The 15,313-nt window shown below is 71.4% G+C and carries 12 protein-coding genes and 4 pseudogenes; 8 read left to right on the top strand and 8 right to left on the bottom strand.

Annotated features, from left to right (window positions below):
- Window positions 1–38 precede the first annotated feature (38 nt).
- The 5 genes from RIM90_RS07460 to RIM90_RS07440 form a co-directional block, all read right to left on the bottom strand.
- Window positions 39–692, bottom strand: a complete 654-nt coding sequence (locus RIM90_RS07460; protein ID WP_309059778.1) for a hypothetical protein — start codon at window positions 690–692, stop codon at window positions 39–41.
- Complete coding sequence (locus tag RIM90_RS07455; RefSeq protein WP_309059777.1) at window positions 689–2,125, bottom strand: PfaD family polyunsaturated fatty acid/polyketide biosynthesis protein; 1,437 nt, start codon at window positions 2,123–2,125, stop codon at window positions 689–691. The genes RIM90_RS07460 and RIM90_RS07455 overlap by 4 nt, the downstream gene beginning before the upstream one ends.
- A 17-nt stretch (window positions 2,126–2,142) precedes the next feature.
- Window positions 2,143–2,679, bottom strand: a complete 537-nt coding sequence (locus RIM90_RS07450) for a hypothetical protein (protein ID WP_309059776.1) — start codon at window positions 2,677–2,679, stop codon at window positions 2,143–2,145.
- 27 nt (window positions 2,680–2,706) lie between these two features.
- A complete protein-coding gene (locus RIM90_RS07445) occupies window positions 2,707–3,207 on the bottom strand; it encodes a hypothetical protein (RefSeq protein ID WP_309059775.1) in 501 nt (166 codons plus the stop codon).
- Between the two features lie 266 nt (window positions 3,208–3,473).
- Window positions 3,474–6,323 carry a LuxR C-terminal-related transcriptional regulator gene (locus tag RIM90_RS07440; protein ID WP_309059774.1) on the bottom strand — a complete coding sequence of 950 codons (2,850 nt, stop codon included), beginning with the start codon at window positions 6,321–6,323 and terminating at the stop codon, window positions 3,474–3,476.
- Between the two features lie 752 nt (window positions 6,324–7,075).
- On the opposite strand from RIM90_RS07440, the gene RIM90_RS07435 reads away from it, so the two are divergent.
- Genes RIM90_RS07435 through RIM90_RS07420 form a run of 4 tightly spaced genes read left to right on the top strand, consistent with a single transcriptional unit; the run spans window position 7,076 to window position 11,974 of the window.
- On the top strand, window positions 7,076–8,650 hold the full coding sequence (locus tag RIM90_RS07435) for an ABC transporter substrate-binding protein (protein WP_309059773.1): 1,575 nt from the start codon (window positions 7,076–7,078) through the stop codon (window positions 8,648–8,650).
- Window positions 8,647–9,606, top strand: coding sequence for an ABC transporter permease (locus RIM90_RS07430; RefSeq protein WP_309059772.1), 960 nt, complete (start codon window positions 8,647–8,649; stop codon window positions 9,604–9,606). Before RIM90_RS07435 ends, RIM90_RS07430 begins: the two co-directional genes overlap by 4 nt.
- Window positions 9,603–10,421, top strand: a complete 819-nt coding sequence (locus RIM90_RS07425) for an ABC transporter permease subunit (RefSeq protein WP_309059771.1) — start codon at window positions 9,603–9,605, stop codon at window positions 10,419–10,421. Before RIM90_RS07430 ends, RIM90_RS07425 begins: the two co-directional genes overlap by 4 nt.
- Window positions 10,418–11,974, top strand: coding sequence for an ATP-binding cassette domain-containing protein (locus RIM90_RS07420; protein ID WP_309059770.1), 1,557 nt, complete (start codon window positions 10,418–10,420; stop codon window positions 11,972–11,974). Before RIM90_RS07425 ends, RIM90_RS07420 begins: the two co-directional genes overlap by 4 nt.
- 85 nt (window positions 11,975–12,059) lie before the next feature.
- On the opposite strand, the gene RIM90_RS07415 is transcribed toward RIM90_RS07420, so the two are convergent.
- On the bottom strand, window positions 12,060–12,626 hold the full coding sequence (locus RIM90_RS07415; protein WP_309059769.1) for a DDE-type integrase/transposase/recombinase: 567 nt from the start codon (window positions 12,624–12,626) through the stop codon (window positions 12,060–12,062).
- Window positions 12,627–12,640: 14 nt separating this feature from the next.
- Between RIM90_RS07415 and RIM90_RS07410 the strand changes: the two are divergent.
- The 3 genes and pseudogenes from RIM90_RS07410 to RIM90_RS07405 form a co-directional block, all read left to right on the top strand.
- Window positions 12,641–13,213 (top strand): annotated as a pseudogene (locus tag RIM90_RS07410) (transposase family protein).
- Between the two features lie 83 nt (window positions 13,214–13,296).
- The gene (locus RIM90_RS31530) at window positions 13,297–13,488 is read left to right on the top strand and encodes a transposase (protein ID WP_375165409.1); all 192 of its coding nucleotides are present in this window, start codon (window positions 13,297–13,299) and stop codon (window positions 13,486–13,488) included.
- A gap of 69 nt (window positions 13,489–13,557) precedes the next feature.
- Window positions 13,558–14,025: pseudogene (locus RIM90_RS07405) on the top strand (tyrosine-type recombinase/integrase); the annotation flags it as partial.
- 140 nt (window positions 14,026–14,165) lie between these two features.
- Here RIM90_RS07405 and RIM90_RS31525 read toward each other — a convergent pair.
- Window positions 14,166–14,555 (bottom strand): annotated as a pseudogene (locus RIM90_RS31525) (CPCC family cysteine-rich protein).
- Window positions 14,552–14,917: a hypothetical protein gene (locus tag RIM90_RS07395; RefSeq protein ID WP_309059767.1), complete on the bottom strand. Its 366-nt coding sequence runs from the start codon at window positions 14,915–14,917 to the stop codon at window positions 14,552–14,554. Before RIM90_RS07395 ends, RIM90_RS31525 begins: the two are co-directional and overlap by 4 nt.
- A 98-nt stretch (window positions 14,918–15,015) precedes the next feature.
- Here RIM90_RS07395 and RIM90_RS07390 point away from each other — a divergent pair.
- Window positions 15,016–15,313: pseudogene (locus RIM90_RS07390) on the top strand (esterase family protein); the annotation flags it as partial.

Genomic DNA, 15,313 nt, shown 5'->3' with positions numbered 1-15,313 from the left:
CGACCTCTCTGTGGGGGCTGGGGCGTGCCGGACGCGCCCTAGGTGGCGTCGGCGGGGCGGAGGGTGTGTTCGGGCAGCCCGAGGTTGGGGAGCCCGAGGTAGCGGACATTGAGGTGCAGCAGGGGCTGGATGAGCACGTCGACGCCGACGAGGAAGCAGACGGTGCCGGCGCCGACGGGGCCGCCGAGCAGCAGCCCAGTCGTCATCAGCGCGACCTCGATGAGCCCCTTGGCCGCCCAGAACGGCCAGCGCCACTTGCGGGTCATGGTGATGGCGAGCACGTCGATGGGGCGGATGCCGAAGCCGCCCAGGATGATGAGGGCAGAGCCGTAGGCGCACAGCAGGGTCGCCGGGGCGAGCAGCACCGGCCCGTCGGCGCCGAGGCGGCCCGCGGGCTCCGTCCACATCAGCAGGTCGATCACACTGCCGCAGAGGAAGAAGGTGAACAGCGGTGCGAGCAGCGGCCGGTGCCGGTTCCACAGGGCGGACAGGCCGAGACAGACCACCGCCACGGCGGCCTGGGCGAGGCCGACCGTGATGGTGATGTGCTCCTTGAGGCCGAGCGCGAACGCATCCAGCGGGTCGGTGCCCAGGTTGGAGCGGATGAACAGGTACGCGCCGGTCGAGAACACCAGGCAGCCGAGCAGGTAGAGCAGCAGGGCGCGGAGACGCTCATGCTGGGTGTCGGTCACAGAATCGTTCCTTCTGGTACGGCGTCCTCACCGTGGGCGGCGGTCTCCTCCAGGCGGCGCTGCCACAGTCGGGCGGCGCCGTCCATGAGGAGTTCGGCGAGGTCGTCGACGTGTCGGGCGCGCCAGTTCTCCCGCGGGGTGCCGCGCAGCAGGCTGTTGAGGGCGCCCAGGGAGGGACCGCAGGGAATCTGGTAGTCCACGCGCTGTTCGGGGGCGCCGCTCATCGCGAGCCGGGCGGAGTGCACGAAGTACCACTTGAAGGTGAGGATCATCCGCAGCTTCGGGTCGCGTTCGGCGGCGGCGAGCTGGTCGGGGTCGGTGCGGGCAAGGTGCTCCGCGGTCTCCTGCCACACCTCGTCGAAGGTGCGGTGGAAGTACCTCTCCTGGATCTGCCGGGCGGTCCGGTCGTCCAGTTCGTCCAGTGAGTTCAGGCGCAGGGAGAGTTCGTAGAGCTTGTTGGCGCGGGTCGGGAAGAGCAGTCCCTTGCGCAGCACCTGCGCCTTGGCGCCGATCTCCAGCATGTCCCCGGCGGGCACGATCGCGGTGTCCTGCACGCCCGCCTGCTGGAGCATGTCCTTGGCGGCGTCGCTGGTACCGGCCTCGACGGTGCACTGGTTGATGCTGCCGGTCAGCACGAAGTCCGCGTTCAGCATGAAGGCGGCGGCGACGGCCTCGGGCGTGCCGATGCCGCCCGCCACCCCGATCCGGACGGCCGCGGCGCCCGCGAAACGCTCCGCGGCGACCCGGTCGCGCAGCCCGACCATGTCCGGCAGCAGTGTGATCAGCGACCGCTGGTCGGTGTGGCCGCCCGAGTCGGCCTCGGCGCACAGGTCGTCGGCCATGGGGATCCGGGCCGCCAGCTCCGCCTCCTCGGCGGTGACGCGGCCCGCGCGCAGCAGGTCCCGTACGACACCCGCCGGGGGCGGGCTGAGGTAGGCCTCGGCCGTCTCGGGCCGGGACACCTTGCCGAGCACCTTGTGGGGGATGTGGACCCGGCCGTCGGGTGCGCGGGTCAGGCCGGTGATCCGGTAGCGGACCAGGGCGGGCGACATCCGGATGAACGCCGCCGCCTCCACTCGCCGGACGCGGCGGGCCAGTAGCAGGTCGACCAGGTCCTCCTCCTTGCGGGGCGAGCCGGGTGAGGACAGCAGGTTCATGCCGTAGGAACGGTCGCCGCCGAGGGTCGCGTCGAGGGCGCGGATGACCGACTCGACGCGTTCCGGGCGCAGTCCGCCGGTGCCGAAGTAGGCGAGCAGGCCGGCTCGGGCCATGCGGACGACCATGTCCTGGGAGGCCGTCGCCTTGAACATCGATCCGGCGACGTACGCGTAGCGCACGCGGTGGTCGCGCCGGAACGCGGCGGACCCCAGGTGCTCTGGCCGCACCCGGCGGGCGGGGGTGAGTGTGGGGGCGAAGGCGCCGTCCTGGTCCATGGGCGGGTACCCGGTTCCTACTTGGCCGTGGCGGTCTCGAACCGGTCGAAGACCGCGGGGATCTCCACGGCGAGGTGGCGGTAGAGGTGCTCCAGGGTGGCGATCCGTTCGCGGCGCTCCGCAGGGGCGTCCGCCAGGACCTCCAGGCCCCGCTTGAGGACCTCGTGGAACCTGGGCATGTTGACGAGGGAGTAGCGCACGGCCTTGGGCCAGTTGCCATCGGGCAGCCACATCAGGAAGTCGTCGCTGCCGGGCTCGTCGCGGCGTTCGAAGACGCCCGGGGTAACGAGGAGCTGCGACACGCGGTCGACGTCCTCCCGGGTCACGCCGAGGGCCTCGACGATCTGGCTGGCGCGCTGCTGGACCGGGGTGCAAATCATCAGGTATCCGAAGACATAGCCGTAGTTCCAGGCCATGTTGTCCGTGTTGCGGTAGTGCTGGGCGACCTTGTGGACGAAGCCGCGTTCACCCTCGGTCAAGCCGGGGGTGGGGGGCGGCTGGTCGGTCTGCTCGATCCGGTCGATGGCGTCGGGCTGTACGGTGCTCTCGCTCATGGCTGTCCTTCGGGGAGTCGGGGCGGGTCACTTCAGGGGTGCCGAGGCCTCGTACCGGTCGAAGACGGCGGGCAGTTCCTCGCCGAGGTACCGGAAGAAGCGCTCCATGTTCAGCAGGCGGCGACGGCGTTCCTCCGGCTCCCCCTCCAGGACCTGGAGGCCGTGCTCCATCACCGAGTGGAAGGAAGGCACGGCGAGCATCGAGTGCTGCACGGTCTTCGGCCAGACGTCGAGGCTCATCGCCAGCGCGTACTCGCCGCCGGGCAGTTCCTTGCGGGTGAGCACGCCCGGCGGTACGAGGAGCGCGTCGATGTGGTCGACGGACTCCCGGCGTACGCCGAGCGCCTTGCACAGCTCGCCGGCCGACTGCTCCACGGGGTCGCAGATCATCAGCCAGCCGATCAGGAAGCCGTGCTCCCAGGCCATGTTGTCGGTGTCGCGGTAGTGCTCGGCTACGCGGTTCACGTAGTCCCGCTCGCCCTCGTTGAGCCCTGGAGTCGGCGGCTTCACGTCCACGGGTGCGGTCATCGGGTGGCCCTTTCGCCGGAGGTCCTCGGGGTGTTGGCGACCTTGAGCCTCGCCCGTGCGACCGGAACCGGGCACCAGGGGACGCCCCCAGCATTCCCGGCCCGGGTACCGGACGGCGAGGTGTCGGGGTGGGACGAGTGACCTGGGGGCGGGGGGTGGGGGAAGGGGAGTGGGGAGTCCGGGTGCGGGGAGTGTGGGGTGCGGGAGTGTGGGGTGTGTAAGGGGTAGTCGGACAGTACCGACCCAGCGGGCGGGGCTCGCCCGGCTCAGGAACTCTGCCGCACCGGCGACCCGTCGAGGGGCAGGGCCCGGGGCAGTTCCGAGCGCTTGGCGATGCCGAGCTTGGCGTAGACCTGGCCCAGATGCCATTCGACGGTCTTCACGGACACGTACAGCTCGCGGGAGATCTCCTTGTTGCTCAGCCCCTCGGCCGCCTTCTGCGCAACGCGTTCCTCGGCCGGGGTCAGGGCCGTGCAGAGCCCGTCGCCGACCCGGGAGAGGCGGGTACCGGCGAGCCGTAGCTCCGAGCGGGCGGCCGCGGCGACCGTGGCCGCGCCGATGCCGTGGGCCAGCTTCAGGCCCGCCGTGAGCGGCTGCCGGGCCTGGGTGCGATGGCCCGCTCGCCGCAGTGCCGAGCCGAGTTCGACCATGGTGCGGGCGCGCTCCAGCGCGTCGGGCAGATCCTCCAGCAGCCGGTCGGCGTCCTCCAGGCGGGCGAGCACCTTGTCGCCGGTGACGCTCGCCAGCGTCCGCAGGGCGACCGCGAGGGGCCGGGCGGCACCGAAGGCGCGGCAGCGGTTGACCTCCTCCAGGGCGAGGGCTCGGGCGGCGCGCACACTGCCGGTCACGGCGAGGGCGCGGGCGGCGTCCGTGAGGTACTCGGTGGTGGCGGACGGATAGAGCCAGCCCTCGGCCAGCGCCAGGGCCCGGCAGGCGAGGAGTTCCTGGAGTCCGTCCTCGTCCCGGGTGAGCCGGATGCTGAGCCGTCCCCGGGCCAGGCGCAGTGGGACGAACGGCGCGGCGTCGGGGAGCGTCCCGGTCAGGCCCCTGGCCTTGAGGAGTTCCTCGGCCTCGGCGGGCCGGCCGGTCTCGATGAGGCAGTGCACAAGGACGGCGGCGGCCACGGGGACGCCGACCGGGGTGAGGGCGGTGGTGTGGTGGTCCCCCAGGACGGACCGGGCCACGGTCTCGGCCTCGGCGAGCCGTCCCGTGTCGAGCAGGACCCGGGCGCGCATGCTCTCGGCCGTGGTCGCGGTGAGCAGGAGCCCGTGGCGGGACGCCTGGCGCGCGACCCGGGTGAGGACCTGTTCGGCGGCGGGCAGGTCGTCGCACTGGGTGAGCATCCAGGCGGCCAGGGACACGGGCGGCAGTTCCATGTCCTGGTCGGGCAGGCGCACCCCGTCGGCGACGGCCGCGCTCGCGAAGCGGGCGACCCGGCCGGCGGGCAGCCCGCGGCTCCACGCCTCGACGGCGGCGTGCGCGCGTACGGCCCCGGGGGTCAGGTCGTACGCGGGCGTGGTGCGGCTGCCGCCCCTTGACATCCGGGTCAGCACGCGTTCGATGAGGCGGGCCCGGGTGGTGACAGTGTCCTCCGGCCCGCTCGCGGTGCCGCAGGACTGGCGTGCGACGTCCACCGCCTCCGGGTAGCGGCCGCTGGCGGCGAGGGCGAGGGCGAGTTCGGGGCGTACGGCGCGGATGACCTCACGGTCGCGGGAGTGGTGGACGGCTTCCGCGAGGTGGCTGACGGCCGCCCGGTCGCGGGCCAGCAGTTCGGCGGAGCCGAGCTGGGCGAGCAGGTGCGCCCGGGAGGGGTCGGGGGTGGGCTCGGCGAGGGCGCGCCGCAGGTACCGTACGGCGGTGGCCGGTTGACCGGTCTGGACGGCCTGGCTGGAGGCGGAGCGCAGCACGCGCACGGCCCACGGGGGGACCCCGGGTCCGGTGCGGCAGATGTGCTCGGCGACCGTGGCGGGACCGGCGTCCGCCGCGTGCAGGCTGGCCGCGGCCCGGCGGTGCGCCTGGTGGCGTTGCTGCGCGGTCATGTCGGCGTAGACGACGTGCCGGGCGACGGAGCTGTGGAAGGCGTACGGCGTTCCGGAGCGTAATACCCCGGAGTCCCGCAGGTACTTGGCGGCCTCGTCGGCCCCGCTCTCGTCGAGGCCCGCGACGTCGGCGCTGTGCTGGGGCGCGGCGTCGGTGTCCAGGACGGCGATGGCCTGGGCGAGGGCGACGGCCGGTTCGGGCAGTCGGCCGAGGCTGCGGCGGATGTCCCAGGCTATGGAGGCGGGGCTGAGCAACCGTATGCCTGGCACTGCGGACGCCGTCGGCCGCAGGCCCTGTGACTTCATCTCCTTGGCCAGTTCGGTGAGATGCAGGGGGTTGCCCTCGGTGATCTCCATGCAGCGGTGGACGACGGAGTCGTGCGGGGCGGTGCCGAGTTGGGCGGTGAGCACCTCGCGGGCCGCGTCCTCGCTGAGCGGGGCGAGCCGGGCGACGGTGGCCAGGGGTGAGGCACGGGCGGACATGATGAGGTCCTGGGCGGCGGCGTGCGCGGAGGGGGCCGGGGAATGGGCGAGGGCGACGAGGACGGACTCGCCCTCCAGTCTGTTGATCAGGTAGCTGATGAAGTGCAGGGAGAAGCGGTCGGCCCATTGGGCGTCGTCGACGACGAGCAACAGCGGCTGCCGGGCGGAGAGGTTGCAGCACAGCCAGTACAGGCCGTGCACGGTCGCGTAGAGTTCGTCCTCACCGAGCGCCGCGAGGCCGCCGGGGTGGTGTTCCTGGTCGTAGTCGAAGAGGGTCCGGATCAGCGCGGCGCGGCCGGTGAGCGCGGCGCCGTCGCCGGTTCCGGCGGGATCGGCGGCCAGGAGGCGCTCGAAAAGCTGGCGTACCACGGTCCAGGGGAAGTCGCGTTCCAATTCGCTGCCGCGCGCGTGCAGGACCCTGAAGCCCTGGGTCTGCGCGGCGACGCGAAGCGACTGGAGCAGGCTGGTCTTGCCGAGGCCGCCGGTGCCCTCGAAGGCCAGGACTGCGCCGTCGCCGCCCATGGCGTGTTGCAGCGCCGACTGCACGAAGCCAAATTCGCAATCTCGTTCCAGTAGTCGGTTTTCTCGACGCACGAACTCATCCTCCTTGGACCCATGACTACGGCCATGACTTCGAATGGACACGAGAAACTGGAACAGGAATGTTCAACTACTGCCGAGGCAAAAAAAAGCCCCCTCCTGCTTTGTTTTTCACCGGCGACGGATTCACCGGTGATGGATTCCCTAAGGCATCGGAATATCATCGGGCGCTCAACATTGAACCCCGGTGTGCAGATGTCAGGCAAGGATTGCTGACAGCCCTGGCCGATCAGCAGCACTTGACAGGTACGGTCCTGACCACTGCGGGCTTCCTTTCCATGCGCTCCCGGTGCCGTCAGTATCGTCTGCGCACCCCGGTGACGACAGGGGCATGCCCCCGGCATACCCCCTGGCCCACGGCGCCGGTGCTCGTGCCCGGGGCCTCCCCGGTGGACAGGCACCGTGACGAACGGAACCCTGCCCCCATGACGCGGGGGAACGGCGTCCGGACCGTGCGCCCCGCCCGTCCTCACACAATGCTTGAACTTTGCTTTATCGAAAACGCAACGACTCTACGGGTCGGCTGGACCCGGGAGACCGGATCCGGATGCGCCATCGTCGGCCTCCGTCTGATCGATCGCGAGTGCACAGCCTTTTACGGGAAGCGCCCGAGCGGGGTGCCTCGGGGCGGCGGGGCCGGGCGCAGCCCCCGGGGATGCGCTGGGGGTGACCCCTGGGGTGGCAGCGCCCGGCGGTGAGCAGACTCCGTCGTGCCCTAACCGCTGCGGCCCCGGAGGTGCCCACCCATGTCCGTCCCCTCAAACTCCCTCAGCAGGCGCCGCGCCATGGGCATGGCGGCGGCCGGCGGAGCGGCGCTGTCGCTCCCGCTGCTGAGCGGATGCAGCAACGACGACCCTGGCGAGGCGGCCCCTCCCCGCGACGACGCGCCCGGCAGACCACAGCGCGGCGGCACGCTCACCGCCGCCCTCGCCGGGGGTGGCCCGGCCGAGTCCCTCGACCCGTTTTCCGCCGCCAGCCCCGCCGACTTCGCCCGCAACCGCGTCATCTACGACGCCCTGTTCTGGTCGGCGCACGACCGGGTCCAGCCCGGCCTCGCCCTGTCCGCGACCACTGCGTCGGGCGGCACGTCCTTCACCCTCAAGCTCCGCAAGGGCGTCGTGTGGCACGACGGTTCCCCGTTCGGGGCCAAGGACGTCGCCTTCACCCTGCGCTACGTCACCTCGCCCGACCGCACGTACCCGAGCGAGCTGTCCGGCTACATCGACCCCGCCGGGATCGAGACCAAGGACGACCACACGCTCGTGGTCCCGCTGAGCCGCCCGATCGGCGACCCGGCGGGCCTGCTCGCGGCCAACCAGATCTTCGTCCTGAAGGACGGCACCGCGTCCTTCGAGCCCGGCAAGGTCATGGGCACCGGACCGCTCAAGGTCACCGACTTCGCCCCCGGCCGCTCCAGCACGCTGCGCCGCTTCGACGACCACTGGGACGGCGCCCCCTACCTCGACGAGCTGGTGGTGCTCAGCCTCGACGACCCGCAGGCGCGCGTGAACGCGGTCCGCTCGGGCCAGGCCGACTTCGCCGCCGCGCTGCCGTACACGGAGGCCGCCAAGGGGCGCGGCGCCGGGGCCACCGTCGTCCACAAGGGCACCCGCAACGAACGCACCGGATTCGGGTTCATGCTGTCCACCGGCCGCCCGCCCTTCGACGACCCCCGGGTGCGCAAGGCCGTCCGCCTCGCCGTCGACCGCCAGGCCCTCGTCGACACCGTCCTCCTCGGGTACGGCGAGGTCGGCAACGACCTGTACGGCGCCGGGGCGCAGTACTACGCCGACGATCTGGAGCCCCTGGCCCGCGACGTGGACCAGGCCCGGAGCCTGCTGCGCGCCGCGGGCGCGGAGGGGGTCGAGATCACCGTGCGGTCGGCGGAGATCGAGACCGGCTGCAACGCCTCGGCCGAGCTGTTCGCCGAGCAGATGAAGGACATCGGCCTAAAGGTGAAGGCCCAGACGGTCAGCGCCGCCGAGTTCTTCGACGTCAAGGCGATGGAGTCGGTGGACGCGGTCACCTTCGCCATCTACGCCTTCCCGTTGCAGGCCATCTACACCCGCACCGCGCTGCGGCCCTCGCTCTCGTTCGACGACGCCCAGTTCAAACGCGCCCTGGCCGACGCGATCGCGGTGCGTGGGGCGGACGAACGGCAGCAGGCCTGGCGCCGGGTGCAGACGGCCATGCACGACCGGGGCAACTGGGTGGTGTGGGGGTTCGCCGACACCCTCAGCCTCACGCGTGACCGGGTGCAGGGCGTCACCGGCCGCGGCACCGCCAAGTTCCCGTATCTGGGCAAGGCCTGGCTGGCGTGACCGGCGGCCTGCTGCGGTTCGCGGCCCGGCGGCTCGGCGTCTGCGCCGTGCTGCTCGCACTGCTCAGCCTGGTCGTCTTCGCCGGCGTGGACCTGCTGCCCGGAGACCCGGCCACCAGCCGCCTCGGCGACCGGGCCACTCCCGAGCAGCTCGAAGCCGCCCGGGACCGGCTCGGTCTCGACGACCCGCTCTGGCAGAGGTACACGGAGTGGGCCGGTGGTCTGCTCCGGGGCGATCTCGGCGTCTCGATGCTCAGCGGGGTGCCGGTCCGCTCGCTGATCGCCGACCGGCTTGGCAACTCGCTGTTCCTGGCCGGGCTCACGCTCGCCGCCGTCGTACCGCTGTCGCTGCTGCTCGGCGTCTGGGCCGGGGTGCGGCGCGGGCGGCTGCCCGACCGGACGGTGTCGACCGTGGCGGTCATCCTGGTGGCGCTGCCCGAGTACGTGGTCGCGGGCGTTCTCGTCCTGGTGCTCTCGGTGTGGCTCGGCTGGTTCCCCGCCGTGTCGTTGGCCCCGGCGACCGACGGCCTGCCCCTCGATCCGCGGCTCCTCGCGCTGCCGTTACTGAGTCTGCTGTCCCTGTCGCTCGCCCATGCCGTTCGGGTCATCCGGGCGGCGACGGCGGCCGCCCTGCGCGCCCCGCACGTCGAGACCGCCGGGCTCAACGGAACGCCCCGGCGCGCCGTCCTGCGCCGCGCCGTGCTGCCCGCCGTGCTCCCCGTCGCCGTGCAGATCTGGTGCGTCCTCGGCATCGGCCTGGTGGGCGGCGCCGTCCTCGTGGAGCGGGTCTACGGCTATCCGGGGATCGGTCAACTCCTCGTCGGCTCGGTGCAGTCCGGCGACATCCCCGTCGCCCAGGCCCTCGCAGTGCTGCTCGGCGGCGCGACGCTCCTCGCGCTGGCCGCCGCCGACATCGCCGTCACCCTCACGACGCCATGGAAGAGGACCGCGCCATGACCTCCCATACCACGCCCCGGCCGCCCCGGGGCGCGCTCGCCGCCTGCGCCGTGCTGGCCGCCGTCATCCTGCTGGCTCTCGTGGGGCCGTGGCTGGCGCCGCACTCCCCCACCGAGATCGTCGGACGGCCCTACGCGGCACCCGGTCAAGGCCTCCTGGGGACCGACCAGTTGGGCCGCGACGTGCTCTCCCGAGTGCTGCACGGCGGCCGCGGCGTGCTGCTGACCGCCGCGGTCACCACCGTCGCGGGCGCCGTCCTGGGCGCGGCCGTGGGCCTGACCGCCGCGCTCGCCGCGGTGCGCCGCCCCTGGGTGGACAGCCTGGTCATGCGCCCCCTGGACGCGCTGCTCGCCATCCCGCCGCTGCTGCTGCTCCTGCTCTTCCTCACCGCGGCCCCCGGCCGCTGGAGCATCGTCGCGGCCGTCGTCGTGGTCAGTCTCCCGCTGTCCGCGCGTGTCGTCCGGGCGGCGGCCGGACCGGTCACCCGGCGCGCCCATGTGGAGGCCGCGGTCGCCCGGGGCGAACGGCTGCCGTGGCTGGTCGTCCGCGAACTGCTGCCCTTCGTCGCGGGACCGCTGCTGGCCGACGCCGCGGTCCGCTTCGTCCTCAGCGTCTATCTCGTCGCCGCCGCGGGCTTCCTCGGCCTCGGCACCGGCACCGCCGACTGGGGCGTCCTCATCGCCGACGCCCTGCCCGGCGCGGAACTCCAGCCGTGGGCGCTCGCCGCGCCCGTGCTGCTGGTGGCCCTGCTGGCGGTCGCGGCGAACGTCCTGTCCGACGACATCGCCCGCCGCTCGCGGGCGATCCAGGCATGAGCGCCGGGCAGCGGCCCCTGGTGGCCGTCGAGAAGCTGACCGTCAACGCCGGAGGGCGGGTCGTCCTCGACGAGGTGAGCCTGACCGTTCCCGAGGGGGCCGCGGTGGGCCTCATCGGGGCGTCCGGCTGCGGCAAGACGACCACCGCGCTGGCCGTGCTCGGCCACCTCCGCGAGGGCATGCGGCGCTCGTCGGGCACGGTACGCGTCCAGGGCAGCGAGGTCTTCCCCGCACCGCCCTGGCTGCGCGGCCGGACGGTGGCGTACGTTCCCCAGGACCCGGGGCACGCGCTCAACCCGTACCGGCGCGTCGGCGCGGCGCTGCTGGACTCCCTGCCGGAGCCGCCCACCCGGCGCGAACGCCCCCGAGCGGTCGCCGAACTGCTGGCCCGCGTCGGGCTGCCCACGGACCGGGACTTCGCCCGGCGCTACCCGCACCAGCTCTCCGGCGGGCAGCAGCAACGCATCGCGCTCGGCATGGCTCTCGGCCGCGCCCCCGCCCTGCTGGTCCTCGACGAGCCGACCACGGGCCTCGACCCGGCCACCAAGGAGGGCATCGTCGGCGAACTCCGGCGCATCCACCACTCCGGCACGGCCCTTCTGTGGATCAGCCACGACGTCGACACCCTGGCCCGCTCCGTGGACCGGGTGGTCACCATGGCGGCCGGGCGTGTGGAGAGCGACCGGCCGTCCGCCGTACGGGAGGAGCGGCGTGGGCCGGTCACCCTGGTCGCTCCGCCCGTCGAGGTCCCGGGGAACCCGGGCGACGCACGCCCGACGGCTCCCGCCCCGGCCACCCGCACCGGCGAACCGGTGCTTCGCGCACGGGGCATCACCACCAGCTACTCCGGTGCCCACCCCGTCCTGTCCGACGTGGATCTCGATGTGGCACCGGGCGAGTGCGTGGCCGTCCTGGGGGTCTCCGGCACCGGCAAGACCACCCTCGGCCGCTGTCTGGCCGGGCTGCACCAGCCGCGCGCCGGGACCCTGTCGCTGGACGGCGAGCCCGTGCCGTGGGACGCGCGCCGCCGCGGTCGCGCCCAGCGGGCGGCCCTGCAACTGGTGGCGCAGAACCCGGCCGAGGCGCTGCACCCCCGGCAGACCGTACGCACCGCCCTCGTCCGTCCGCTGCGGCTGCTGCGTGAGACCACCGACCGCGAACGGCTCGCCGCCCAGGTCGACGACCTGCTGCGCACGGTGCGGCTGCGCCCCGAGCACGCGAACCGGCTGCCCGGTGAGCTCTCCGGCGGCGAACGGCAGCGGGTCGCGTTGGCAAGGGCGTTGGCGGCCGGCCCCCGGGTCGTCGTCTGCGACGAGAGCACCTCGGCACTGGATCCCGACACCGAGGCCGAGATCCTCACGGTGCTCGACGACGCCCGGCGGGAACTGGGCCTCGCCGTCGTCCTCATCACCCACAGCCTCGATGTCGCCGCCCGCGCGGACCGCGTCCTCACCGTGGCCGACGGCCGCGTCACGGAGGGCGCCGAACCACCGCCCGGCCTTCGCCTCCCCGTGACCGTCCCACCACGTCCGGGCCGGGCGGGCGGCGGCTAGGCGGACGGTGGCGTTGTCACGTTGTTGAGTGTGTGAGCGCCTGATGACGTATCGGGTGTGGTGGGGCCGGGTTCCGGCTCAGTGCTCAGACCGCGGCAGGCAAGCCGACAACGCCGGTGATCCGCTTCCAGATCGCGAAGCGGACGGTCATCTCGGTGCGGTGGTCGGTGGCGGTCATCAGGTGGCGGCGGGGCCGGAAGCGCGGTGAGATGCCGCCGAACGCGGCCAGGAACCGCCCGGCTCCCCCTACGCTGCGAAAGCCCATCATCGCGCGTTCGCACTGCCTGGTGGGCTGGTGGCTGTCCTCCGCTCGGTTGTTCAAGCCCTTGTGGGAACGATGCTCGACGGAGGGCATCACCTCGCGGTGGGCCACACTGCGGGGACGAAGCTTGTGCGTGACGACCACTCCGGGCACCGTGCCCGTGTTTCTCATCAGGCGGCGGAAGAACCGCCTGGCCGCGGTGGCGTCCCGGCGGTTCTGCACGAGAATGTCGAGGACGCTGCCGTCCTGGTCGACGGCTCGCCACAGGTGCCTCTGTTCGCCGCTGATCTTGATGAAGACCTCGTCCAGGTACCACTTGTCTCCGGGACGAGGCTGTCGGCGGCGCAGCGCGTTGGCGCGAACGGCGTCCCGTAAGCCCTGGTCAGGCATGTGATGATCTTGATGTGAGTGCTGTGGTGACGGCGGCTGAGCCGCAGTGGGTGGACCTGTTCGCCGGACTGAACGGCCACCAGTTCCGCAAGCTCGTCGGGGTCGTGCGGCGCCGGCATCCGGCCGGCACGGTGCTGATCGTGGACGGCACCCAGGTTCCCACCCGTGACCGTAGCGTGGCCGCCTCCAGCAAGAACTACCGCTAGTCCACCAACCACCAGGTCTCACCGACGCCCATACCGACTGGTCGTGGCGGCCGGGCGGCCCTTGCCCGGCAACCGCCACGACGCCCGTGCCTACCGTGAATCGGGCGTGGACCGGGCCGTGAAAAACGCGCCGTTCTCGGTGACGGCGGCTATCGCGGTACTCCTGCTCTCATCCCGCACTGGCCACGCAGAGACCGGTCACCCACCCCCGCGCAGCAGGCCGGCAACACCGTCCACCGCCGAGTGAGAGCCCGTGTTGAGCACGCCTTCACCAGGATGAAGGCTTACAAGATCCTCCGCGACTGCCGACTACGCGGCGACGGCGTCCACCACGCCGTCCTCGGCGTGGCCCGGCTGCACAACCTGGCCCTCGCTGGATGAACCCCACCCCAGTCGAGGACATCAAATCCTGTCCCTCACTCCCTCACGGGACGCCGTTTAGGTCCGTCTTCAAAGATCACTAGGTGGTGGATCATGGTGGGCTGGTACGTCGTCATGAACTCACCCACCGTGGGTGGGAGTTGCTCGCTCCGCTGATACCGCGGGCCGCGACGGGCCGGCCGCGCGTGGAGGACCGCCGGGTGAGCAACGGGATGGTCCACAGGAGCCGGACCGGGATCTCCTGGTGTGACCTGCCCGAACGCTACGGCCCGTGACAGACGGTCTGCACCCGCTTCCGCCGCTACGCCCTGGACGGGGTCTTCACCCGAGCCCTGCAGCAGGTCCAGGCCCGGGCCTCCGAGCGCCACATCGCCCTCCCCGCCCGCTGCCTCCAGTCGCTGAAGCACCACCACGAGGAGCAGCAACGCGAACGGCACGCGGCAGGAACCGAGTGGCAGCACAACGGGTACGTGTTCACCACGCCACAGGGCAGGCCGATCGACCCGACCAACCTCACCCGCACCTTCACCACGCTCCTCCGCAAGGCCGGCTTCCGCCGCATCCGCTTCCACGACCTCCGCCACCCGACCACCACCCTGCTCTTGGAACAGGGCGTCGAACTCGTCGTCATCAAGGAACTCCTCGGCCACGCCCACATCGGCGTCACCGCCACCGTCTACGCCCACGTCCGACTCCGCCTCCAGCGCGACGCCATCGACACCCTCAGCACCGCCCTTGACGGTCCTGCCAGCGGCGAGTCGACCCGCGACGAGGGCGATGACCCCCAGCTGTGCGGAGCCACCGTCCGCTGACGTTGCCGTCAACTACTGCCGTCACCCCATGCAGAAGCCCCGCCAGGACGCACCTGACGGGGCTTCATATTTGCTACCTGAACCCTTCAAGAGGAAGGCCGGAGGCAACGGTCTCGCTCGTCAGCTCGGAGCAAACGCCCTCACGCTTCCGAATCAATTCCCCTATACGACCGCCACCAAAAGTGCGGCCTCCACCAGTAGAGCTGCGTTCGACCCTCAGGCCATTCCGCCCCCATCACCCCATCAGGCTCGAATTCATCGACTTCCGGAATGACAGCACGAAAACCGTCCTCCATCGGCCAGGATCTATCCGGCAGGCGGACCTTTGGGACGAACACGGGATCGGCAACTCCGACCTCTTGATAAAGCCGCTGAGCCTCTACAAGAGAGCGGCGATTGGCGCCGCTGACACCGGGCCAACGCAGCTGAGCCAGGTCGTCCTACCAGCCGCAGACGGGGCAGATCCGGAAAGAGCCGGGCGGGACTTCATGGACGAGGTGCCCGCAGCAGGGACAGGGGTAGAGGCTCATTTATGGAACCTCGACCCCGGCTGCCGCCTGAAATAGCCCAGGCCGTCATCTGGCTTGAAGTACGTGACGATGCCCCTCGGCCCAGCAAACCCAAATTCTCCCGACTCAGGGTCGAAGAACCGCTGAACATCACCATCCCTCTTCACGAGACCCCCAGGCCTACGACCATCACCCATACACATGAGGTCCTGCGCCGCACAGTTGCACTCGGTCATGGTGTCGAATCCCATTTCCTCACCATGCTTCCTGAGGTGCTCATCGAGGTTGTTGTCGTCGCTCCATTCACCCCCGAAGCAGTTGCCGTTGTGAACGACTACCGGCGCAGCCCCCGCCAACACATAGATAGTACGTGTGGATGTCATTGAGCCCTTTCCAACCTCGCACTGAAGCTGCGAGGTTGGAGCGTCTGGATGAAAATCCCTTGTGGTCAAGGGCGGTGATCGTCCTACGGTTGCTCCCCATGACCATCGAGATGCCCTACCTGCCACTTCCGATCGACCAGTCGGACGTGCGCTACGTCCACGGACCCGATTCCGCTCCACAACAGGGCGTGCCCGCTGGCGAGACGGTTGTGTTCGAGTGGAGGGACAGCGAGGTCTACCCGGGCACCTTCCGGAAGTTCTGGGTCCATGTGCCTGCACGGTACGACCCAGCGGAACCGGCATCCTTGATGGTGTTCCAGGACGGATGGTGGTACCTGGACCCCGCAGGGGAGGTACGCGGCGCGATCGTCCTGGACAACCTCGTTCACCGTGGCG

Origin of the sequence: Streptomyces sp. (assembly GCF_031181555.1) — a bacterium.
GTDB lineage: Bacteria > Actinomycetota > Actinomycetes > Streptomycetales > Streptomycetaceae > Streptomyces > Streptomyces fimbriatus.
This window is presented reverse-complemented; position numbering and strand designations above follow the sequence as displayed.